Annotated in this window: 17 protein-coding genes; 6 read left to right on the top strand and 11 right to left on the bottom strand. The window is 74.0% G+C overall.

The annotated features are described in order from the left end of the window. From ACFQH9_RS15355 to ACFQH9_RS15345, 3 genes are all read right to left on the bottom strand, one after another. Positions 1 to 1,767, bottom strand: a 1,767-nt coding sequence (locus ACFQH9_RS15355) for an ABC transporter ATP-binding protein (RefSeq protein ID WP_379566775.1), incomplete at its 3' end; no start/stop codon positions are given. A gap of 68 nt (positions 1,768 to 1,835) precedes the next feature. After that, positions 1,836 to 2,693, bottom strand: coding sequence for a hypothetical protein (locus ACFQH9_RS15350; RefSeq protein ID WP_379566774.1), 858 nt, complete (start codon positions 2,691 to 2,693; stop codon positions 1,836 to 1,838). Continuing rightward, entirely contained in the window at positions 2,690 to 3,598 is a 909-nt protein-coding gene (locus ACFQH9_RS15345) for an ATP-binding cassette domain-containing protein (protein ID WP_379566773.1), read from the bottom strand. The genes ACFQH9_RS15350 and ACFQH9_RS15345 overlap by 4 nt, the downstream gene beginning before the upstream one ends. Before the next feature lie 167 nt (positions 3,599 to 3,765). Between ACFQH9_RS15345 and ACFQH9_RS15340 the strand changes: the two genes are divergently transcribed. From ACFQH9_RS15340 to ACFQH9_RS15320, 5 genes are all read left to right on the top strand, one after another. After that, on the top strand, positions 3,766 to 5,355 hold the full coding sequence (locus tag ACFQH9_RS15340; RefSeq protein ID WP_379566772.1) for a long-chain-fatty-acid--CoA ligase: 1,590 nt from the start codon (positions 3,766 to 3,768) through the stop codon (positions 5,353 to 5,355). A 31-nt stretch (positions 5,356 to 5,386) separates the two neighbouring features. Further along, on the top strand, positions 5,387 to 6,418 hold the full coding sequence (locus tag ACFQH9_RS15335) for an LLM class F420-dependent oxidoreductase (protein WP_379566771.1): 1,032 nt from the start codon (positions 5,387 to 5,389) through the stop codon (positions 6,416 to 6,418). A 324-nt stretch (positions 6,419 to 6,742) separates the two neighbouring features. Continuing rightward, positions 6,743 to 7,534 (top strand): hypothetical protein, encoded by a 792-nt coding sequence (locus ACFQH9_RS15330; RefSeq protein ID WP_379566770.1) that lies wholly within the window; start codon positions 6,743 to 6,745, stop codon positions 7,532 to 7,534. Between the two features lie 130 nt (positions 7,535 to 7,664). Continuing rightward, on the top strand, positions 7,665 to 11,555 hold the full coding sequence (locus ACFQH9_RS15325; RefSeq protein WP_417715124.1) for a multifunctional oxoglutarate decarboxylase/oxoglutarate dehydrogenase thiamine pyrophosphate-binding subunit/dihydrolipoyllysine-residue succinyltransferase subunit: 3,891 nt from the start codon (positions 7,665 to 7,667) through the stop codon (positions 11,553 to 11,555). Positions 11,556 to 11,569: 14 nt separating this feature from the next. After that, complete coding sequence (locus tag ACFQH9_RS15320; RefSeq protein WP_379566769.1) at positions 11,570 to 11,743, top strand: DUF6104 family protein; 174 nt, start codon at positions 11,570 to 11,572, stop codon at positions 11,741 to 11,743. An 18-nt stretch (positions 11,744 to 11,761) separates the two neighbouring features. On the opposite strand, the gene ACFQH9_RS15315 is transcribed toward ACFQH9_RS15320, so the two are convergent. From ACFQH9_RS15315 to ACFQH9_RS15300, 4 genes are read right to left on the bottom strand one after another with little or no spacing between them, the layout of a single operon-like run. Continuing rightward, a complete protein-coding gene (locus tag ACFQH9_RS15315; protein WP_379566768.1) occupies positions 11,762 to 12,136 on the bottom strand; it encodes a hypothetical protein in 375 nt (124 codons plus the stop codon). Then, positions 12,133 to 14,868 (bottom strand): FtsK/SpoIIIE domain-containing protein, encoded by a 2,736-nt coding sequence (locus ACFQH9_RS15310; protein ID WP_379566767.1) that lies wholly within the window; start codon positions 14,866 to 14,868, stop codon positions 12,133 to 12,135. The genes ACFQH9_RS15315 and ACFQH9_RS15310 overlap by 4 nt, the downstream gene beginning before the upstream one ends. A 2-nt stretch (positions 14,869 to 14,870) precedes the next feature. Next, the gene (locus ACFQH9_RS15305) at positions 14,871 to 15,119 is read right to left on the bottom strand and encodes a hypothetical protein (protein WP_379566766.1); all 249 of its coding nucleotides are present in this window, start codon (positions 15,117 to 15,119) and stop codon (positions 14,871 to 14,873) included. A gap of 25 nt (positions 15,120 to 15,144) precedes the next feature. Then, complete coding sequence (locus tag ACFQH9_RS15300) at positions 15,145 to 15,405, bottom strand: hypothetical protein (protein ID WP_037053182.1); 261 nt, start codon at positions 15,403 to 15,405, stop codon at positions 15,145 to 15,147. Positions 15,406 to 15,583: 178 nt separating this feature from the next. On the opposite strand from ACFQH9_RS15300, the gene ACFQH9_RS15295 reads away from it, so the two are divergent. After that, complete coding sequence (locus tag ACFQH9_RS15295) at positions 15,584 to 16,885, top strand: Nramp family divalent metal transporter (RefSeq protein WP_379566765.1); 1,302 nt, start codon at positions 15,584 to 15,586, stop codon at positions 16,883 to 16,885. On the opposite strand, the gene ACFQH9_RS15290 is transcribed toward ACFQH9_RS15295, so the two are convergent. The 4 genes from ACFQH9_RS15290 to ACFQH9_RS15275 form a co-directional block, all read right to left on the bottom strand. Further along, a complete protein-coding gene (locus tag ACFQH9_RS15290) occupies positions 16,882 to 17,559 on the bottom strand; it encodes a DUF5134 domain-containing protein (RefSeq protein ID WP_379566763.1) in 678 nt (225 codons plus the stop codon). The two genes, ACFQH9_RS15295 and ACFQH9_RS15290, sit on opposite strands and share 4 nt — an antisense overlap. A gap of 133 nt (positions 17,560 to 17,692) precedes the next feature. After that, entirely contained in the window at positions 17,693 to 19,285 is a 1,593-nt protein-coding gene (locus tag ACFQH9_RS15285) for a multicopper oxidase family protein (RefSeq protein WP_379566762.1), read from the bottom strand. 121 nt (positions 19,286 to 19,406) lie between these two features. Continuing rightward, positions 19,407 to 19,847 carry a hypothetical protein gene (locus tag ACFQH9_RS15280; protein ID WP_379566761.1) on the bottom strand — a complete coding sequence of 147 codons (441 nt, stop codon included), beginning with the start codon at positions 19,845 to 19,847 and terminating at the stop codon, positions 19,407 to 19,409. Between the two features lie 1,072 nt (positions 19,848 to 20,919). After that, complete coding sequence (locus tag ACFQH9_RS15275; protein WP_379566760.1) at positions 20,920 to 21,732, bottom strand: MOSC domain-containing protein; 813 nt, start codon at positions 21,730 to 21,732, stop codon at positions 20,920 to 20,922. Positions 21,733 to 21,736: the final 4 nt, after the last annotated feature.

Below are 21,736 nucleotides of genomic sequence, written 5' to 3'. Positions count from 1 at the left end.
GGCGGCTGCCTCCGCCCCCGTGGCCAGCAGCTCGCGGAACAGCGCGCACCGGCCCCGCAGCTCCTCCTCGGTCCCGACGTCGACGACGCGGCCGGCGTCGAGCACCGCGATCCGGTCGGCGAGGGCGAGGGTGGAGCGCCGGTGGGCGACGAGGATCGTGGTCCGCCCGGCGGTGAGCTCGCGCAGGGCCTCGTGGATGGCGGACTCGGTGGCCGTGTCGACGGCGGAGGTCGCGTCGTCGAGCACCAGGACGCGCGGGTCGGTGAGCAGCGCGCGGGCCAGCGCGATCCGCTGCCGCTGTCCGCCGGAGAGCGTGAGCCCGCGCTCGCCGACCTGCGTGTCGTACCCCTCGGGCAGCGCCTCGACGAACGTGGCGACCTGCGCGGCCGACGCGGCGGCCCGGATCTCCTCCTCGGTCGCGTCGGGCCGGCCGTAGGCGATGTTGGCGCGGATCGTGTCCGAGAAGAGGAACGCCTCCTCGAACACCACGCCCAGCTCCGCGCGCAGGTCCCGCAGCCGCAGCTCGCGGACGTCGACGCCGCCGATCCGCACCGCCCCGTCCCAGGGGTCGTAGAAGCGGGGCAGCAGCAGCGCGATCGTGGACTTGCCGGACCCGGCGGTGCCGACCACCGCGAGGGTCTCCCCCGGCTCGGCGCGCAGGGACACCCCGTCGAGCACCGGCCGGCCCGGCTCGTAGCCGAACCGCACCCCGTCGAGCTCCACGCCGACCGGGCCGGCCGGCAGGGCCTTCGGCGACGGCGGGTCCTGCACGTCCGGCTCCGCGTCGACCAGGTCGTACACGCGCTCGACGCCGGCCCGCGCCAGCTGCGCGCTGACGATCAGCGACCCGACCAGCCGGGCCGGCCCGACGAGCTGGGCGACGTAGGTGGTGAAGGCCAGGAAGGTGCCCAGCGAGATCGAGCCGCGCAGCGCCATCAGGCCGCCGATGCCGATGACCGCGACCTGGCCGAGCGTGGGCAGCGCGAGCAGCACCGGGTTGAGCCGGGCCGTCATCCGCGCGGCGCGCATCCGCTCGCCGAACAGCCGCCGGGCCAGTCCCTCGAGCGTGCCGACCTCGCGGGTCTCCTGCCCGAAGCCCTTGACCACGCGTACGCCGGTGACGGTCTCCTCGACCTGCTGCGCCACGTCGGCCGCCCGCTGCTGCGCCGACCAGGTGGCCGGGAACAGCGAGCGCCGGGTGCGGCCGGTGATGTAGGCCGCGAGCGGCAGCATGATCAGCGAGACGACGGTGAGCAGCGGGGACAGCCACAGCATCGCCGCCACCGACGCGATCACCAGCGCGACCGTGCCCGCCGTGAGCGGCACCATCGACAGCAACGACTGGACCTGTTGCAGGTCGGTGATCGCGCGCGAGGCGACCTGGCCGGTGCGCAGCGCGTCCTGCCGGCGCCCGTCGAGCCGCTGGACCGCGGCGAACACCTGGCGGCGCAGGTCGTGCTGCACGTCGAGCGCCATGCGCCCGGCGAGGTAGCGGCGCAGGAAGGAGGCGGTGAAGCGGACCACCGCCAGCCCCAGGATGGCCAGCACGATGGGGAGCAGCACGTCCGTGACGCCGCGCACCGCGTCGTCGACCGCGACCCGGGTGAGTAGCGGGCCCGCCGCGTCGAGGCTGACCCCGAGCACGGACGCGACCAGCGCGCCGATCGTGACCCCGCGGTGCCGCAGGCACTCGCGGGTGAGCCGGCGCAGCCATCCGGTGGGCCGGGTGCCCTGGTCGGGCGAGGTGGTGGGGAGCGGGTCGGGCACGGATCCAGGTTAGGACGCCGGTCCGACACTCCGCCGCACGACGACGTCCGTGCTGGTCGGAAGGGGTCTCAGGTCACGTCGCGGCGCCCGCCGACCACCCAGGCGACCGCCAGCCCGGCGCCCGTCCACACGAGGAGCACGAGCAGCGCGCCCCACCCCGGCGGCGGCGCGGCGACCCCGGCCAGCCCCTCCACGATCGACGGCGCGTACCGGCCGCCGAGCTCGCGGGCGGGCAGGTCGTAGAGGGCGACGTCGCCGGCGTTGGCCGGCAGGAGCGAGGTGATCCGGGCGGCCGTTCCCGGCGCCTCGCCCTCCTCGGTGCCCGACCGCAGGACCAGCGCGACCAGGTTCTCCGCCGCCAGCACGTAGACCAGCAGCGCCACGACGGCGCCGGCCTGGTTCACGACCAGCGTGCCGAGCGCGACGCCCAGGACCGACCAGAACGCGCAGACCAGGATCCCGGCGCAGCTCAGCGACACGATCCCGCCGACGGACGGCAGCGGCGCGGCCCCCTGCCCCGCCAGCCCGGCCAGGAGCCCGAGCACGATCGCGAGGAGCGCGTACGCCGCGCCGACGCCGGCCGCCACCGCGGCCTTGGCCAGCAGGGTCGGCACCCGCCCGGCCAGCAGGTAGGTCGTGGTCACGGTGCGGTGCCGGAACTCCGCGGTGGCGAGCACGACGCCGTGCAGCGCGGCGAAGACCGTGGTCAGCGACAGCGCGTAGGCCAGCGACGCCAGCAGGATCCCCGGGATGCCGTCGTCGCCGCCGACCCCGGCGACCGCCGAGCCGAACAGCCCGCCGAACAGGTTGACCATCACCGCGAGCAGGCCCACCGGGATGGCGAGCGCCCACCAGGTGCGCACCGACAGCGCCTTGAGCGCCTCGGCCCGCAGCACGCCCGCGCCGGGGAGCAGATCGGTCGTCACGCCATGCCTCCGCCGGTCAGCCGCAGGAACATCGCCTCCAGGTCCGCGCGCTCCTCGGTCAGCCCGTAGACCGCGACCCCGGCGGCGAGCGCGGTGTCGCCGACGAGCACCGCGTCGGCGGCGACGGCGAGCCCGCCCTCGGCGACGTGGTCGATCTCCAGCACGCCGCGGGCGGCGAGCGCCTCGGCCAGCCGGACGGGGTCCGAGCACCGCACCCGGACCGCCGGGCGGCCCTGCAACCCGTCCGCCGCGCCCTGGTAGACGCAGGTGCCCGACGAGATCACGACGAGCCGGTCCGCGGTCTGCGCGATCTCGGCCAGCTGGTGGCTGGACACGAGCACGGTCCGGCCGGCGCGGGCGAAGCCGCGCAGGAACTCCCGCAGCCAGGCGATGCCCTGCGGATCGAGGCCGTTGCCCGGCTCGTCCAGGACCAGGATCCGGGGGTCGCCGAGCAGCGCGGTGGCCAGGGCGAGCCGCTGGGCCATGCCGAGCGAGAAGCCGCCGGCGGGCCGGTCGGCGGCCTCGGTGAGGCCGACGAGCGCGAGCACCTCGTCGACCCGCTCCTCCCGGACGCCGATCGCCGAGGCGCACACCTGCAGGTGCCGGCGGGCGGTGCGCCCGGGGTGGGTGCCCTGCGCCTCCAGCACCGCACCCACGACCCGCCCGGGTGCCGCCAGCCCGGCGTACGGCGCGCCCTCGACCAGCGTCGACCCGGCCGTCGGGGTGACCAGGCCGAGGATCGCGCGCAGCGTCGTCGTCTTGCCGGAGCCGTTGGGCCCCAGGAAGCCGGTCACCGCGCCCGGCCCGACCGTGAACGACAGCCCGCGCACGGCCTCGACCGTGCCGAACCGCTTGGCCAGGCCGGACACCTCGATCCGGCCGCTGCCGTCGGGTTCGCGTCCCACACCTCTCCTCACGCCTGCCGGAGCCCCATCCTGCCCGCGGTTCGCGCCGGTCGGACCCGGGGGTGCGTCCGTTCGGTTCGTCCCTCGATCCCGGTTCTCCCGACGCTAGAGTGGCGCTCGCCGTGATCCACCTCACGGTCCGTCATCCCGACGAGCAGGGAGCACCGATGACGTTGTCCCCCGACCGCCCCGCCGTCCCCGCAGGAGCGCCGACGGACGCCCCGGGCCTGCTCGGGCGCTGGGCCGCCGAGCGCCCCGACGCCGAGGCGCTGCGGTTCGCGGGCGTGCGGCGCACCTGGGCCGAGCTCGACGAGCGGGTCCGCCGGCTGGCCACCGCGCTGCGGGCCGACGGGGTGCGGGCGGGCGACCGGGTCGCCGTGCTCGACCTGAACCACCCCTCCTGCCTGGAGATGACGCTCGCCTGTGCCCGGATCGGGGCGGCCGACGCCGTCGTCAACTTCCGCCTGGCGCCGCCGGAGATCGTCTACGTGCTCAACGACGCCGGCGCCGTGCTCCTGCTGGTCGGGCCGGAGTTCGTGCAGGCCGTCGAGGGGCTGCGCGAGCACACCCCGGCGCTGCGCCGGACGGTCCGGGTCGGCGGGCCGGAGGACGAGTACGAGGCCTGGCTGGCCGCGCACGAGCCCGAGCAGGGCCCGGCCGAGGTCGATCCCGACGCCTGCTTCGTGCAGCTCTACACCTCGGGCACGACGGGCTTCCCCAAGGGCGTGATGCTCACCCACCGGGCGATGCTGGCCCACTCGACGAACGTGGCCGAGAGCTTCGAGGTGGACCACGAGGCGGTGGTGCAGGTGGCGATGCCGCTGTTCCACGTCGGCGGCACCAGCTACGCCCTGCTCGCGATCCACTTCGGTGCGCGGATGGTGATGCTGCGCGTCCCGGATCCGGCCGCGGTCGTCGAGCAGCTGGAGACGGAGCGGATCACCCACACCTTCCTGGTCCCCGCGCTGCTGGCGGCGCTCACCCGGGTCCCGGGGGTGGCCGACCGGGACCTCTCCGCGATCAAGGTCCTGTCCTACGGGGCCTCGCCGATGCCGCTGCCGGTGATGCGGGCCTGCCTGCCGCTCTTCCCGGGGCGGATGCACCAGGTCTACGGGATGACGGAGGCGTGCGGCGTGGTCACCGCGCTCGGCGCGGCGGACCACGAGGACCCGTCCGTGGCGCACCGGCTGGTCTCGGCCGGGACGCCGATCCACGGCGTCGAGATCGAGGTCCGCGACCCCGCCACCGGCGAGCCGGTGCCGACCGGCGAGCCCGGGGAGATCTGGGTGCGCACGGCCCAGCTGATGAAGGGGTACTGGCAGCAGCCCGAGGCCACCGCCGCGGCGATCACGCCCGACGGCTGGCTGCGCTCCGGCGACGGCGGCCACCTCGACGCCGACGGCTACGTCTACGTCACCGACCGGGTCAAGGACATGATCGTCAGCGGCGGGGAGAACGTGTACCCCGCCGAGATCGAGCGCGTGCTGGCCGAGTACCCCGGCATCGCGGACGTGGCGGTGATCGGCGTGCCGGACGAGCGGTGGGGCGAGGTGCCGCGCGCGATCGTCGTCGCCGCGGCGGGGACCGAGCTCGACGAGGCGGCCGTGCTCGCCCACTGCCGCGCACACCTGGCCCCGTACAAGTGCCCCAAGGGCGTCGACGTCGTGAGCGAGCTGCCCCGCAACCCCACCGGCAAGATCCTCAAGAAGGACCTGCGCGCACCCTTCTGGGCGGGTCGGGAGCGCCGCACGGTGTGATCCGGGCCGCGCATGTGACAGTCTCGCTGTCGTGAAGCTCTCGACCCAGCTGCCGTACAGCGACGACCCGGTGGCGGGCGCCACCCGCATCGTCGAGCTCGAGAAGGCCGGGCTCGACGTCGTGTGGGTCGCCGAGGCCTACAGCTTCGACGCCGTGTCCCTCATGGGCTACCTGGCCGCCCGCACCGAGCGGATCGAGATCGGCTCGGGGATCCTGCCGATCTACAGCCGGACGCCGACGCTCACGGCGATGACCGCCGCGGGCCTCGACGCGCTGTCCGGCGGCCGGGCGATCCTCGGGCTCGGCACCTCGGGGCCGCAGGTGATCGAGGGGTTCCACGGCGTGCCGTTCGACAAGCCCGTCGGCCGGACCCGCGAGGTCATCGAGATCTGCCGGGCCGTGTGGCGGCGCGAGCGCATCGAGCACGAGGGCATCTACACGATTCCCGTCCCCGAGGGCCGGGGCACCGGGCTGGGCAAGCCGCTCAAGCTGATCAACCACCCGCGACGGGCGGACATCCCGATCTGGATCGCGGCGCTCGGCGACAAGAACGTCGAGATGACCGCCGAGCTCGCCGAGGGCTGGCTGCCGCACGCCGTCATCCCGGAGCGGATGCAGCAGGCGTTCGGCGAGCCGCTGGCCGCCGGCCTGGCCAAGCGGGCGCCCGAGCTCGGGCCGCTGCAGATCACCGGCGGCGGCTTCCTCGCGATCGAGGAGGAGATGTGGGAGCCGGCCCGGCAGGCGGCGAGGGCGATGTTCGCGCTCTACGTCGGCGGCATGGGCGCCCGCGGGAAGAACTTCTACAACACCGTGATGCAGCGCCAGGGCTGGGCGGACGCGGCGAGGACCGTCCAGGACCTCTACCTCGACGGACGCAAGGAGGAGGCCGCCGCCGCACTGCCGGACGAGTTCATCGAGCAGGCCACGCTCATCGGCCCGCCCTCGTTCGTCAAGGAGCGGATCGCGGCGCTGCACGAGGTCGGCGTCACCCATCTCCAGGTCAACCCGGTCACCCAGGACGCGGCGAAGGTCCTCGGGCAGGTGCGGGAGTGGCTGCCGTGACACGCGGCTGAGCGGAGCTCGCGGAGCGAACATCGGCACCGAGCGGAGCTCGCGGAGCGAACATCGACACCGAGCGGAGCCCGCGGAGCGAACATCGGCACCGAGCGAAGCTCGCGGAGCGAACATCGGCACCGAGCGAAGCCCGCGGAGCGGACATCGACACCGAGTGGAGCCCGCGGAGCGGACATCGGCACCGAGCGGAGCCCGCGGAGCGGACTTCGGCCCTGAGCAGCGCAGCGTCACACGAACCGGGGGTGGCGTCACGGCCCGTGTCGGGCCGTTCCACAATGCGGGGTGAACCTGTCGACCCCCGGGAGCTGCGTGGTGCCCGACCTGCCCGTGCGCACGTCCGACGAGCCGATGGAACCGGAGCAGTACCGGTACATCGCGACGCACGCCTGGTGGATGGGCACGTTCATGGGCCCCGACCCGGCCGGGCCGGTGCACGTGCACCTGTCCGAGCACCTGCTCCAGCAGTGGACACCGGCCGTCCAGGAGGCCGACTGGCTGCTCGACCGGGAGCTCACCGGGCGGATCACCTGGCTCGCCGGGTCCGGCGAGAAGGCCGACGAGGCCGGGTTCGACCTGCGCGACGCCTGGCCCACCGGCCGGTTCCGCGCGAAGTACGGCGACTTCTACGCCGATCTGCACGACACCGCCCCGCACCGGCCCGCCGGGAGCTGGGCCACGCCCACGCCGGAGTTCCTCGCCCTGCTGCCCCGCGAGCCCGACGAGCTGCTGGCCCGGCTGCTGGCGGACGCGCCGCTGGGGCGCACCTACACCGGGCCCTTCCGCAGCGCCGTCGACGCGCTGCGGACCTGCTCCGTCCCGGCCGACCTGCGCGCGCCGCTCTACGCCGCGCTGCTGCGGCTCCCGGCCGTCTCGCTCGTCGACGAGGTCAAGGACCTCGACGGCAACCTGTGCCTCGCCCTGGTGCACGACGCCGGCCCGACGCGCACCGAGCTCCTCGTCGACCCGGTCGACGGGCAGTACGCCGGCGAGCGGGACGTCCTGCGGCGCGACTCCTCGTGCGGGCTGGTCGAGGGCACGGTGATCGCGGAGACCTCCGTGCGGACCGCCGTCGTGCCCGCGATCGGCGCCCTCCCGGTTTTCTGAGCGGGCCGGACGGGCACCCGCCGGACGGACGTCACAGCGCCGTACCGGCGCCCTCCCGGGGAGGACTACCCTGGGAGGGCGGTCAGCGGCGACTGAAGAGCTTCAAGCGAACCAAGGCGGTTGAGAGCGCGTGTCCACCAGCAGTACGACCGGCCATACCGGCGAATTCGGTGCCAATCAGTTCGGCCCGAACGAGTGGCTCGTCGAGGAGATGTACCAGCGGTTCCTCGAGGACCCCTCGACCGTGGACCCGGCCTGGCACGACTTCTTCGCGGACTACAAGACCGGCGGCTCGCTGTCCGGCGCCGCGCCCGCCGAGGACAGCCCGACCGCGCAGGGCGCGGCCGAGCGCGCGGAGGCCGAGCAGGCCGACCGCGACGCCGCCGGGGGGAGGACGGCGAGGGCCGCGACGGGCACGGACTCCTCGCCCGACGCGGACGCCGACCGCGCCGCGACCTCCGACCGCTCCGCCACCACCACCAACGGCTCCTCTCGCACCGGAAAGCAGGACGTGCCCCCCGCCAGCACACCCACCACCAGTCCCGCCGAGCCGACCGAGGTCCGTCGCGCCGGCGACCGCGCCGCGAGCAACGGCGCCGGTTCGGCCACCGCCGCCAAGCCCGCCGCCGGCAGCACCTCCAAGGCCGCGAAGCCAGCCGCGGAGAGCCGCGACGAGGTCCTGCCGATCCGCGGCGCGGCCAACGCCGTCGTCAAGAACATGAACGCCTCGCTCGCCGTCCCGACGGCCACGAGCGTGCGCGCGGTCCCGGCGAAGCTGCTCGCGGACAACCGCATCGTCATCAACAACCAGCTGAAGCGCACCCGCGGCGGCAAGATCTCCTTCACCCACCTCATCGGCTACGCCGTGGTGAAGGCGCTGGCCGACTTCCCGGTGATGAACCGGCACTTCGCGGAGACGGACGGCAAGCCCACCGTCGTCCAGCCCGAGCACGTCAACCTCGGCCTGGCCATCGACCTGCCGGGCAGGAACGGGCAGCGCTCGCTCGTCGTGGTGTCGATCAAGGGCTGCGAGCGGATGTCGTTCGCCCAGTTCTGGTCCGCCTACGAGGGCATGGTCCACAAGGCGCGCAACGGCTCGCTGACCGCGGAGGACTTCCAGGGCACCACGATCTCGCTGACCAACCCGGGCACGCTGGGCACCAACCACTCGGTGCCGCGGCTCATGCAGGGCCAGGGCACGATCGTCGGCGTCGGCGCGATGGAGTACCCGGCGGAGTTCCAGGGCGCCTCCGAGGAGCGGCTCGCCCAGATCGGCGTCAGCAAGATCATCACGCTGACCTCGACCTACGACCACCGGATCATCCAGGGCGCCGAGTCCGGCGACTTCCTGCGCCGGGTGCACCGCCTGCTGCTGGGCGACGACGGCTTCTACGACGACGTCTTCACCTCGCTGCGGGTGCCGTACGAGCCGGTCCGCTGGGTGCAGGACTTCCCCGAGGGCGAGGTCGACAAGACCGCGCGCGTCCTCGAGCTGATCGAGTCCTACCGCACCCGCGGCCACCTGATGGCCGACACGGACCCGCTGAACTACCGCCAGCGCCGCCACCCCGACCTCGACGTGCTCTCCCACGGCCTGACGTTGTGGGACCTCGACCGCGACTTCGCCGTCGGCGGGTTCGGCGGCGAGGCGCACATGAAGCTGCGCGACGTCCTCGGCCTGCTGCGGGACTCCTACTGCCGCACCGTCGGCACGGAGTACATGCACATCGCCGACCCCGAGCAGCGCGCCTGGCTGCAGGAGCGCATCGAGGTGCCGCACCAGAAGCCCTCGGTCGTCGAGCAGAAGTACATCCTGTCGAAGCTCAACGCCGCCGAGGCGTTCGAGACCTTCCTGCAGACCAAGTACGTCGGGCAGAAGCGGTTCTCGCTGGAGGGCGGCGAGACCGTCATCCCGCTGCTCGACGCCGTGCTGGACAAGGCCGCCGAGAACGAGCTCGACGAGGTCGTCATCGGCATGCCGCACCGCGGCCGGCTCAACGTGCTAGCCAACATCGTCGGCAAGCCGATCAGCCAGATCTTCCGCGAGTTCGAGGGCAACCTCGACCCGGGCCAGGCGCACGGCTCCGGCGACGTCAAGTACCACCTGGGCGCCGAGGGCAAGTACTTCCGGATGTTCGGCGACGGCGAGACGGTCGTGTCGCTGGCCTCGAACCCCTCGCACCTGGAGGCGGTCGACCCGGTCCTCGAGGGTATCGTCCGCGCCAAGCAGGACCTGCTCGACAAGGGCGAGGGCGGCTTCACCGTCCTGCCGATCATGATGCACGGCGACGCGGCGTTCGCCGGCCAGGGCGTGGTCGCCGAGACGCTGAACCTGGCCCTGTTGCGCGGCTACCGCACCGGCGGCACCGTGCACGTCGTCGTCAACAACCAGGTCGGGTTCACCACCGCGCCGGAGCACTCGCGCTCGTCGCAGTACTGCACGGACGTGGCGAAGATGATCGGCGCGCCGGTCTTCCACGTGAACGGCGACGACCCCGAGGCGTGCGTCTGGGTGGCCAAGCTGGCCGTCGAGTACCGGCAGCGGTGGAACAACGACGTCGTGATCGACATGATCTGCTACCGCCGCCGCGGGCACAACGAGGGCGACGACCCCTCGATGACCCAGCCGGCGATGTACGACGTGATCGACGCCAAGCGCTCGGTGCGCAAGATCTACACCGAGTCGCTGATCGGCCGCGGCGACATCACCATGGAGGAGGCCGAGCACGCGCTCAAGGACTTCTCCAACCAGCTCGAGCACGTGTTCAACGAGGTCCGCGAGCTGGAGAAGACCCCACCGGCCGTCTCCACCTCGGTCGAGAAGGAACAGCTCGTGCCGATGGACCTGGACACCTCGATCCCGCTCGAGGTCGTGCACCGGGTCGGCGACGTGCACGAGCAGCTGCCCGAGGGCTTCACCCCGCACCAGCGCGTCAAGCCGGTGCTGGCCAAGCGCAAGAAGATGTCCCGCGAGGGCGACATCGACTGGGCCTTCGGCGAGCTGCTCGCCTTCGGCTCGCTGGCGATGGACGGCAAGCTGGTCCGGCTCTCCGGCCAGGACTCGCGGCGCGGCACGTTCGTGCAGCGGCACTCGGTGCTGATCGACCGGAAGACCGGCGAGGAGTACTACCCGCTGCGGAACCTGGCGAAGGACCAGGGCCGGTTCCTGCCCTACGACTCGGCGCTGTCGGAGTTCGCCGCGGTCGGCTTCGAGTACGGCTACTCGGTGGCCAACCCCGAGGCGCTGGTCATGTGGGAGGCGCAGTTCGGCGACTTCGTCAACGGCGCCCAGTCGATCATCGACGAGTTCATCTCGTCCGGCGAGGCGAAGTGGGGCCAGTTCTCCGACGTCGTGCTGCTCCTGCCGCACGGCCTGGAGGGCCAGGGCCCGGACCACAGCTCGGGCCGCATCGAGCGGTTCCTGCAGCTGTGCGCGGAGGGCTCGATGACGGTCGCGCTGCCCTCGGAGCCGGCGAACTACTTCCACCTGCTCCGCCGGCACGCGCTCGACGGCGTCCGCCGCCCGCTCGTCGTCTTCACCCCGAAGTCGATGCTGCGGAACAAGGCCGTCGTCTCGCCCATCTCGGACTTCACCGGCGGCCGGTTCCGCCCGGTGATCGACGACCCGGAGTTCCGCTCCGCGGACGGCGCCGCCACGTCGGTCAAGAAGGTCCTGCTGTGCAGCGGCAAGATCTTCTGGGAGCTGCACCAGCAGCGGCAGAAGCGCGACATCACCGACACGGCGATCGTGCGCGTCGAGCAGCTGTACCCGGTGCCGGACCGCCAGCTGGCCTCGATCCTGGAGCGCTACCCGAACGCCCAGGACATCCGCTGGGTCCAGGAGGAGCCGGCCAACCAGGGCGCCTGGCCGCACATGGGCCTGGAGCTGCCGGACAAGCTGCCGGAGCGGCTCTCGAGCCTCAAGCGGGTCAGCCGTCGCCGGATGGCCGCGCCGGCAGCCGGGTCGTCGAAGGTGCACGAGGTCGAGCAGCGCGAGCTGATCGACAAGGCCTTCGCCTGATCCTGCGCACGGCGATGTACTTCACCGACCGGGGCATCGAGGAGCTGGTCGAACGCCGAGGGGACGAGGCGGTCAGCGTCGAGTGGCTGGCCGCCCGTCTCCGGGCCTTCGTCGACACCCACCCCGGCTACGAGGACGCCGTCGAGCGCCTCGCCACCTTCCTCGCCCGCGACGACGAGGACGACTGACCCCCGTGAGTGGCGAGGTCAGCGGCGGAAGCCGAAGCGGCGGCGGGCGACCAGGTCCATGAGCTCCGTGTAGGTCCGGTCGACCTCGCGCTCGTAGCGGTCCAGCTGCGCGGGGTCGGCCTCGGGATCGGGGCGCGGGAAGGGGCGGACCGTCATCCACGGCTCCGCCCACAGCGCCTCCAGCGCCGACTCCCAGTGCAGCTCCACCGAGAAGCGGGTCAGCGCCGCGCGCTCGCCCACCCGCCGCATGCGCTCGTCGATGCGGGCCAGCGCCTGCTCGAGGCGGGTCGCGCGCAGCTCGTCCTGCCGGCGGACCGCGCCGACCGCGTCGTCGACCCCGCTCGCGATCCGGCGGTACGCGGCCGCGGGCGACTCCGGGTACCCGCTGCTCATCCGTCCTCCTCGGGCGGGCCGGGCACGATCACGACCTCGGGCCGGGCGTGCACCGCACGGTCGAAGAACAGGCCGCGTCCGGCGCGCGGCGCCCAGGCGCTGATCAGTCCCGGGGCGAGCGGACCGAGCTCCGATCCCTGGACGTCGAGCCCGATCCACGCCCCGACGTCGTCGACGCCCGCGGACAGGGTGAGCAGCTGCCGCAGCCGCGCCGTCGAGCGCCACCAGCCGATCACATGGAGCCCCACCTCGGGTCCGAACCGCAGGACCGTGCGCAGCGCCTCCGTGCCGGGACGCTCGAGCAGCGGATCGGCCGCGTCGGCCCCCAGGAGCAGCACGAACACCGGCGTGCGGTCGCCGCTGGTCACCCGCTCCCTGACCTCGCGCGCCAGCTCCTCCACCCGCCCGCGCATCCCCTCGAGCCCCACGGTCTCCACCGTGCGGGCCGCCAGAACACCCGCGGGCAGATCCCCGACCAGGGGCGCGACGACGAACCGGGCGTCGGCCGGCGCGGTCGCCGCCAGCGCCGCGGCGGCCGCGCCCATGACCCGCAACCCCTCGATCGAACCCGCACCGAGGACGGCGACGTTGCGCCCGGGCGCGTCGGGCAGCTCGACGGCCGCGGCGCTGCCCGCCAGGTCGATCACCTGCCCGAGCACGGCCCGCGCGGGCCCACCCGAAGGCAGGGCCTCGACCAGATCCCCGACGCGGGGCGACCGCGAGCCGTCGAACAGTCGTGGTCGCGGACCCGGGTACCGCTTGTGCGCGGCCCGCTGGACCTCGTCGAGATCGGAGCCGGCACCGGCGTCCGGGATCCGGGCGATCTCGTTGCCGTGCTTCATCCCGGACTCGTGGTTGACGATCGCGTGCCAGCGGGGCAGGGCGAGGGCGGCGTCGTTGAGGTTGGCCAGCACCCGCCGGGCCCGGGGCAGCGCGATCCGCAGCACGAACTGCTCGAAGATCGCCGGGCGGCCCCAGAACGCCTCGATCCCGGAGACGTCCTGGCTGGCGAAGACCAGGTGGATGCCCTGCGAGCGGCCGCGCCGCGCGACGTCCTCCAGCAGCGCCGTGGCCTGCTTCGTGACCTGGTCCTTCTCCGCGAACAGGTACTGGAACTCGTCGACCACCGCGACGATCCGCGGCCAGTGCCCCTCCGGGTCGGCCCGGCGCAGCTCCTCGAGCTTGGTCACCTCGAAGGACTTGGCCACCTCGGCCCGGTGGCGCATCTCGTCGGCGAGGAACTGCAGCAGCGCCAGCCCGAACTCACGGTCGGTGTTGACGTTGATCCCGATCAGCCGGGCGTGCGGCAGCCAGCTCGCGTCCCGGCGGCCCGGTGCGAACCGGGCGAAGGACACGCCCTCCTTGAAGTCCAGCAGGTAGAAGTGCAGCTCGTCGGGGCCGTACCGGGCGGCCATCGACCCGATCATCGCCAGCAGCAGGTTGGTCTTGCCCGAGCCGCTCGGCCCGCCGATCAACGCGTGCGGCGAGGCGTCGTCGAGCGCCATCTCGACCGGCATCCCGTCCGTGAACCCGATCGGCGCCACGACCCCGGCGGCCGACTTCCGGCTCCGTTCCCGGTCCTGGGGCAGCAGGTCGGCGAAGGTGGAGACCCGGGCCTGCCAGGCCTCGTGCGCGCGCACGATCGCGCTGCACGCGTCCGTGACCTGCTGCCGGGGCAGCGGCGGGTCCGGCTCGACGCGCACGTGCGGGCCGGTCATGGAGCACCGCACACCCTGCCGGGTGAAGCGGACGGTCTCGAGGGGCGCGGCGACGGTCACCGGGACGTCGAGCATCACGAGGTGGATCCCGCAGGCCAGGCCGCTACGGGCGATCCGCTGCAGCTGCCGCTGCTGGTCCTCGGGCAGCGCCGTGCGGTTCCCGGCCAGCACCACCACGACCCACGGCTCGCTGCGCCGCCCTTCGTTCGCGGCGTGCGCCCGCAGCGACGGGAACCCGCCGACGAGCACCCGGCTGTGCACCTTGCGGATCCGCTCGGACAGCTCGTCGAGCAGGTCGCCGAGGCGGTTCGGGTCGTGCGAGGTGACCAGGCCGGTGCGGGCCAGCGGGTAGAGCGCCGGCAGCAGCCCGTACTGGCCGACGTCCCAGACGTCGACGGTGAGGATCCCAGGCCTGAAGCACGCGAGCATCCGCATCAGCAGCTGCTCGACCAGCGCCTCGGCGGCCGGGCGGGACTCCGGCACCGAGTCGATCCGCAGGTGGGACTCGTCGAGCAGGGGCAACGCGACGGGGAACGCCTCGCCGATCTCCAGGTGCCCCGCGCCGATCCGCCACAGCTCCGGGTGGTCCTTCACGCCCTCGTTGCGCAGCAGGTCCGAACCCCGCGCCTCCGGGCCCGCCGCGCGGACGACCTCGTCGAGCCACGCGGTGTCGCGCGCCCCGGCCGGCCCGGGGGCGGCACCGGCGACGACGTCGGCGAGGGCACGCGGCCCCTCCGGCAGCCACCTCGACAGCCCGGACAGCCGGTCGCGCTCGGCCCGCTCGACGGCGGCGGCGAGCACGGGCGACCGGAAGGCCGGGGCCATCGAGGGGTCGGCGCGCACGGCCGCGACGCCCTCGCGCCGCAGCCACAGCTCGAACATCGCCTCCGCCTGCGCACGGACGGCCGACTCCCGCTGCCGGGCCGCCGCGCCGAGCGCCCGCGCGGCGGCAGCGTGGAACGCGTCGAACGCGGCGGTGACGCGCTCCCGCCGCGCCTTCCTCCCCGGTGCCACGGCTACAGCCGACCGCCCAGGTCGGCCACCGCGTCGCCCGCCAGGCCCACCGTCGCCACGAGCTCGTCGACCTCCTCGCGCGCCTTCTGCAGCGCCGCCACCGGCAGGTCGGCGCCGGTCCGCTCGCGCAGCTCGGCGAGCAGGGCGGCGGCCTCGGTCAACCGCTCGGCGGCGAGCTGGGCGTGGGCACGGGCCTCACCGGTACTGCCGCCGACGCCCTCCAGGGCGGCGCGCAGCTCGGCGATGCTCACTGGTGGCCCCTCCGGCCGGCCACCGTCAGAGGCGGGCGGCGACGCCCTCGGCCGCCTCGATCGCCGCGTTGATGGCCTGCTGCACGTCGTCGATCTTGCTGGCCGCCTCGGCGTAGTACGCGTTGGCCTGCTCGACGTCGCTCTGCGAGCTGCCCTCGGTCACCTGCTGCAGGGCGCGCTGGGCCTCCTCGATGCTCGAGCGCGCCTGGTCCAGCGCCCCCATGCTCTCGGAGGCCTTGTCGTTGGCCTGCGCGATGCCGTCCCTGACCTCTTCGATGCTCGCCACGGCCGCTGTTCGCCCTCTCTCGTTGAACCCGCTACGACGGTAACGGCGGAAACCTACAGTCCGCACCCCAGCACGATCGGTGAGCCCGCCCACGCGCCGTGGCGGCCAGGCGCTGCGGGACGCACCGGACACTCCTACCTTTTCCTCCGACAAGGTCGTCGGGTGCGGGGAGGTCGCCGTGAGTACGCAGCAGGGAGCCGGCCGGGCCGCGGAACTGACCCCACCCGTCGGGTTCGGCCCCAAGGTCCGGCAGGTCGGCCCGGGCCTGCTGGCCGCCGCGACGGGCGTCGGCGCAGGCGACCTCGTGGCGACCATGGTGGCGGGGGCCCGGTTCGGCACCATGCTGCTCTGGGCGGCCGTCCTCGGTACCGTGCTCAAGCTCGCCCTCGGCGAGGGCGTCGGGCGCTGGCACCTGGCCTCCGGCACCACCCTGCTCGACGGCTGGCGGCGGCTCGGCCGGTGGGCCACCGTCTTCTTCGGCGTCTACATCGTGGTGTGGGGCTTCGTCTACGGGGCGACGGCCATGTCCGCGGTCGGGCTGCCGCTCAACGCCCTGTTCGGCGGGCTGTCGGTGCGGTACTGGGCGATGATCGCCGGCGTCGTCGGACTGGTGCTGGTGTGGACGCAGCGCTACGCCTTCTTCGAGAAGTTCATGACGGTGCTGGTGCTGATCAAGTTCTGCACCGTGGTCGCGGTCGCCGTACTGGTCGCGCCCGATCTCGGCAACCTGGCGTCGGGGCTGGTCCCGCGGCTGCCGGAGGGCTCGACGATCTACGTCCTCGGCCTGATCGGCGGCGTCGGCGGCACCATCACGATGGCCGCGTACGGGTACTGGATGTTCGCCAAGGGCTGGCGGGGCACCGGCTGGCTGTCGATGATGCGGCTGGACAACGCCATCGGCTACATCATGACCGGCATCTTCGTCATCGCGATGATGATCGTCGGCTCCACCCTGCTGTTCGGTCAGAACCTCACCGAGTCCGACAGCGGCCTGCTCGTGCTGGGCACGGCGCTCGACGAGCGCTACGGCGCCTGGGCCCGGATCCTGTTCCTCGTCGGCTTCCTCGCCGTCACCTCGACCTCGCTGCTCGGGGTGTGGAACGGCGTCTCGTACATGTTCGCCGACTGGACCCGCGCGATCCGGCTGCCGCACGGCAAGGAGGCGGAGACGGGTGCGAGCATCGAGCGGTTCGCCTCCGGCGAGGCCGAGCGGTCGCTGCCCTTCCGCGGGTACCTCCTGTGGCTGACGCTCCCGCCGATGGGCCTGCTGTTCATCGACAAGCCCTTCGGCCTCACGCTCGTCTACGGCGTCCTCGGCTCGGTCTTCATGCCGTTCCTGGCCATCACCCTGATGCTGCTGCTCAACTCGAAGCGGGTCAGCGGGCACGGGCGCTCGGGCTGGCTGTCGAACCTGTTCCTCGGTGCGGCCTCCGTGCTCTTCCTCGCGCTGCTCGTGACGGACGTCGCCAACCGCTTCTAGAGCATCCCGAGGAGCATCACGGCCATCGCCCCGGCCATGACCAGGTGGGCGACGGCCGCGGCCTGGGGGGCACGCAGCGCGGCGAGGCGCCCCTCGTGCACGGCCCCGCCGTGACCACAGCCCGCGCTGTCCGCCACGGGTGCGGCGATGTCCACAGGGCTTGTGTCCACAGGGCCTCCCGCCGGGACGGGTTCGCCGAGGGCGAGACGTGCCCGCCGGGCGGCCGCGAACCGGTCCCCGCACCGCATGACGTGCCAGGCGAAGTAGCCGGCGAACACGATCGCGACGACCGAGGTCCAGGCACCGGCGCCCACCGCCGCGTGGTGCACGTGCCCGCTCCCGGACGCCGCCGTCCCCTCCAGGCCGAGGGAGAGCATGAACAGCATGGCCACCGCGCACGCGACGTGGTGCCCGGCGTCGTCCGTCGTGGAGCCGGTGCGCAGGGCGAGGGCCGCGAACCAGGCCGCGCTCACCCCGAACGCCGCGATCCAGACCACTGCCGGGACGGGGTCGCCGGCGGGCGAGAACATCGCCGCCATCCCGAACCCCATCACGGCGTGCGCCGCCTCCCCGGCGACCGGCCGGCCGTCCCGGCGCGCGGTGGCGAGCCGGACGAGGTGCAGCAGCCCGAGGCCGAGGGACACACAGGCGAGGAGGGCGTTGAACCAGGCCATGAACGGTCGACTCCCTCGCGCGCGTCAACTCATCGGTCGACGAGAGCCTAGGCAGAACGGAGCAGGGGAATCCATACCGTGCACGGGTACCTACATCGGGTGACGACCGTCCTCCTGATGCAGCCGGGCGGGCTCACGCTCCGCCCGTACGCCCGACGGTCCTGATCGTCGCCATCATCGCCATGTCCTCGTGCTCGAGGTTGTGGCAGTGCAGCACGAACCGGCCCGCGTGATCGGTGAACCGCACCGCGACGTCCACGATCTCCCCCGGCCGCAGGTCCACCGTGTCCTTCCACCCGGCGTCGGACGGCCCGGGGTCGCGGCCGCCGCGCGCGAGCACCTGAACGGGGTCGAGGTACACGTGCACGGGATGGTGGACGTCCGTGCGGAAGCGCCAGGTCTCCGTCTCCCCCAGGGGCACGTCCGCGAGCGAGGTGTCCGGGTCGAAGGAGCGGTCGTTGATCGTCCAGCCCGCGTGGTCGCCGACGGCGCCGCGCCGGAACACGAACTCGCGGCGCACGGGGCCGGGGACCAGGGGCTCGATCTCGGACAGCACGGCCGGGACGGTGCTGTCGTCGTGCGCGGCGCGGACGACCCGGAAGCGCAGCACGTCCCGCGTCGAGCCGGTGCCCAGCAGGTTGACGACGGTGATCTCGGTGCCGACGGGGACCCGTCCGAGGTCGACGACGACGTCGCACCGCTCCCCCGGCGCGAGGTCGACGGTCGGGCGCTCGAGCGGCGCGGCGAGCAGGCCGCCGTCCGAGCCGATCTGCGTGACGGGCAGGTCGGGGCCGTTCGGGCCCCGGAAGGCGAGGGAGAAGCGCCGGGCGTTCGCCCCGTTGAGGATCCGCAGCCGGTGCCGCGCGGCGTCGACCTCGGCGACCGGCCACGGAGCCCCGTTGACCAGCACGACGTCGCCCAGCACGCCCTCCCTCCACTCGTCCTCCACGCCGGGAACGCGGCGGAGGCTGCGGTCCAGCGAGGGGTAGGCGAACTGCCCGTCGGCGTCGAAGGACCGGTCGCAGAGGACGAGGGGGATCTCGCGGTCCCCGCGGGGCAGCGGCAGGGTGTCCTCCACGGCGTCGCGCACCAGGTGCAGCCCCAGCAGCCCGCGGTAGACGGCCGGGCCGGTGAAGTCCATGCGGTGGTCGTGGTACCAGAGCGTGGCCGCGCGCTGGGTCGTCGGATAGTGGTGGTCGCGGGTGCCCACGGCCAGGTCTCCGGGCATGCCGTGGTGCGGCGGCGTGCTGGTGGCGGGCAGCAGCAGGTCGAGCGGCCAGCCGTCCGAGTCGGCCGGGGTGTGCCCGCCGTGCAGGTGCGTGACCGTCGGGACCGGCAGCGCGTTGCGGTGCCGGACGACCACGGGCCGGCCGGTGCGGGTCTCCAGCGTCGGGCCGGGGAAGGTGCCGTCGTAGCCCCAGATCGTGGTGGTGACGCCGGGCAGGATCTCGACGTCGGCAGCCCGCTGGGTGATCTCGTAGAGGTCGGCGACGGTGCCGTCCGACCGGGTGATCACGCCGGTCGCGTGGGCCGTCGCCGGACGTGGCAGGGGCACGCGGTAGGGCGTGGGCAGGGGCCGGGCGCTGCGGAGCGTCTCGCCGGTCTGGCCGGGCGGGGTGTCGACGCCCAGGACGCCGCAGCCGGGGAGCGCCGTGGCGCCGGCGGCCGCGGCGAGCGCGCCGAGGAAGCCGCGGCGGGTCAGGTGGGGAGTGGACGGTCGTCTCATCGCCGCCCGCCGGGGTTGGTGGTGGGCGCGGTGGCGCCGGGCGCGGTCGGGGCGGGCGCGGTCGGGCCGGGCGCGGTCGGGCCGGGCGCGGTGGGGGCGGACGCGGGTGGGGCGGGCGCGGTCATCGTCGGCCTCGGCGGGCTGCGGGCGTCCACACCCACGCCGTGAGCAGGATCGACACCGTCACGACCAGCACCCCGAGCGGCACGTGCAGCTCGAGCCGGCGGGCGTACCCGAGCCCGACCTGCAGGCCCTCGGCGAAGAACAGCACCACGGACGCAGGCAGCACCCACCACCGGCCGCGGCCGACCAGGACGTAGGCCGCGGCCCCGGCGATCAGCACCAGCCCGACCGCGGCCAGCGCCGACCCGACGGTCCCGTGCACCGCGATCGCGTCGACGTCGCCGGACAGGTACAGCCCGGCCAGCAGCGGCTGCCCCAGCACCGCGAGCACGTGCACGGTCAGCAGCACCCGCAGGGTCCACAGTGTCGCGCGCGGCCGGGCGTCGGGCAGGCGCACGGGACCCGGCGCCTGTGCCTGGTCGGAGAGTGTGGTGTCCACGTCTCGGACGCTAGGAACCCGCCGCGCCCACCGGATCCGGGACGAACCCCGACCCCTCCCTGAGGGCAACGGATCAGGGGCTCGGGGACACCGGAACGGGCGGCTTGGGCGGGGCCGCTGGACCGTCGTTCGTTGCGCGTCCAGCGCTCGGGCCGCACCCCCGGCCGGCCGCGCACATCCAGCTGCCCTCACACACCGACCGGCCCTCGCACACCCGACCGGCCCTCGCACACCCGGCCGGCCCTCGCACACCCGGCCGGCCCTCGCACGCCCGGCCGGCCCTCGCACACCCGGCCGGCCCTCGCACACCCGGCCGGCCCTCGCACACCCGGCCGGCCCTCGCACACCTGGCCGAGAGGCGCTCAAAACCCGCGAGGTCGGCCGCACACCCGGTCGACGGCCCGCGGGACGCGCGAAGGGGTGTGCGAGCCCGACCCGCCCCCGCACACCCGACCGGACCTCGCACACCCAGCCGGACCTCGCACACCCAGCCGAGAGGCGCTTCACACCCGCGAGGACGGCCGCACACCTGGTCGACGGCCCGCGGGACGCGCGAAGGGGTGTGCGAGCTGAGCGAGAGCCGGCGATCGGCCGCGGCGAGCCTCCGAGGATCTGGCATCCGGTGGTCGACAGCTGCTCCGCTCGCTGCTCGCACACCTGATCGCGCGCACTACACCCTGTCGACGGGGTGTGCGACGCACCTCCCGGTTGTGGGACCGTGCGCGAGCGGGTGTGCGAGCAGCATGGGCCGGCGGTCGGCCACGGCGAGGAGTTCCCGGCGCCGGCGCGCGGCCCCACCGGATGCTCCCCGGCCCGCACCCGCTGGAGCGCGCTACACCCTGTCGACGGGGTGTGCGACGCACCTCCCGGTTGTGGGACCGTGCCCCGCCGGGTGTGCCAGGCCCGCCCGGGTGTGCCGGGCTGCGCCGGGTGTGCCGAGCCCCGCCTGATGTGCGAGCCCCGCCTGATGCCGGCCCCGCCTGATGCCGGCCCCGCCTGATGCCGGGCCCACCGGGGGTGCCGCACCAGCGGGCGGGCGATGTCCCGGCGGGTCCAGCGCTGGTGGAGGCGGCTACTCCCCGACCTCCACCTCGTCCCCCGTCTTCACCGTCCCGCCGACCACGACCTCGGCGTACACCCCCGCGCACGGGAGCAGGCCGAAGCCGGGGACCTCGACCCGGTGGGCGAGGAGGGGTCGGACGGCGTCGGGGGCGCGACCCAGCGAGCCGTGTTCCAGCGTGGGCACCGAGCAGCGCGGCGTGGGCAGCGTGGCCCGGAGCCGCACCGTGCCCAGCGTGATCTCCCGGCCGGGCCAGTCGTACTCGGCGAAGGGCGGATAGCCCTCCGGGGTCTGGATGACGACGTTGGGCCGGTACCGGATCGCCTCCGCCGCGCCGACCCCGATCGCGTCGAGCGTGGCGGTGGTGATCAGGTGCACCGGGGAGTGGTCGACGAAGGCGCCGCCCGGGGTGCCCTGGGCGATCTCGAGGATCGCGTAGTCCACGTCGGCCTCGACGCCCTCGGCGAGCACGTCGACCGGGTCCGGGCGCTCGACCTCCGCCCCCGCCGGGCGCTCGTCGGCCATCCGGACCCGCCGCCCGAGCAGCGTGGACAGCTCCTCGTCGGCCGCCCGGGCGTCGACCGAGCGCCCGTCCGGCAAGGTGACCTGCACGCCCTCCGACGACGTGGCGGAGCGGCACTTCAGCAGCTGCCGCCAGCGCCGCGGGTGCTTGGCCGTGGCCACCCGGCCGGTCTCCTCGTCGAGCAGCGCGTACCGCCGGTCCCCGGCGACGCCGAGCGGGCCGACCGCGATCTCCGCGACCGGCTCCCCCAGCATCGACTTGACCGGGTACCGGTACAGCGCGGCGACGCTCCCTGCCGTCATTCCC

This window comes from Pseudonocardia lutea (assembly GCF_042658055.1).
GTDB classification, from domain to species: domain Bacteria; phylum Actinomycetota; class Actinomycetes; order Mycobacteriales; family Pseudonocardiaceae; genus Pseudonocardia; species Pseudonocardia lutea.
This window is presented reverse-complemented; position numbering and strand designations above follow the sequence as displayed.

Bases quoted from the DNA above. Each gene is read 5' to 3' on its own strand.
- ACFQH9_RS15320 (WP_379566769.1), top strand. From the start codon at position 11,570: ATGTACTTCACCGACCGGGGCATCGAGGAGCTGGTCGAACGCCGAGGG.
- ACFQH9_RS15315 (WP_379566768.1), bottom strand. From the start codon at position 12,136: ATGAGCAGCGGGTACCCGGAGTCGCCCGCGGCCGCGTACCGCCGGATC.
- ACFQH9_RS15275 (WP_379566760.1), bottom strand. From the start codon at position 21,732: ATGACGGCAGGGAGCGTCGCCGCGCTGTACCGGTACCCGGTCAAGTCG.
- ACFQH9_RS15285 (WP_379566762.1), bottom strand. From the start codon at position 19,285: ATGAGACGACCGTCCACTCCCCACCTGACCCGCCGCGGCTTCCTCGGC.
- ACFQH9_RS15290 (WP_379566763.1), bottom strand. From the start codon at position 17,559: ATGGCCTGGTTCAACGCCCTCCTCGCCTGTGTGTCCCTCGGCCTCGGG.
- ACFQH9_RS15340 (WP_379566772.1), top strand. From the start codon at position 3,766: ATGACGTTGTCCCCCGACCGCCCCGCCGTCCCCGCAGGAGCGCCGACG.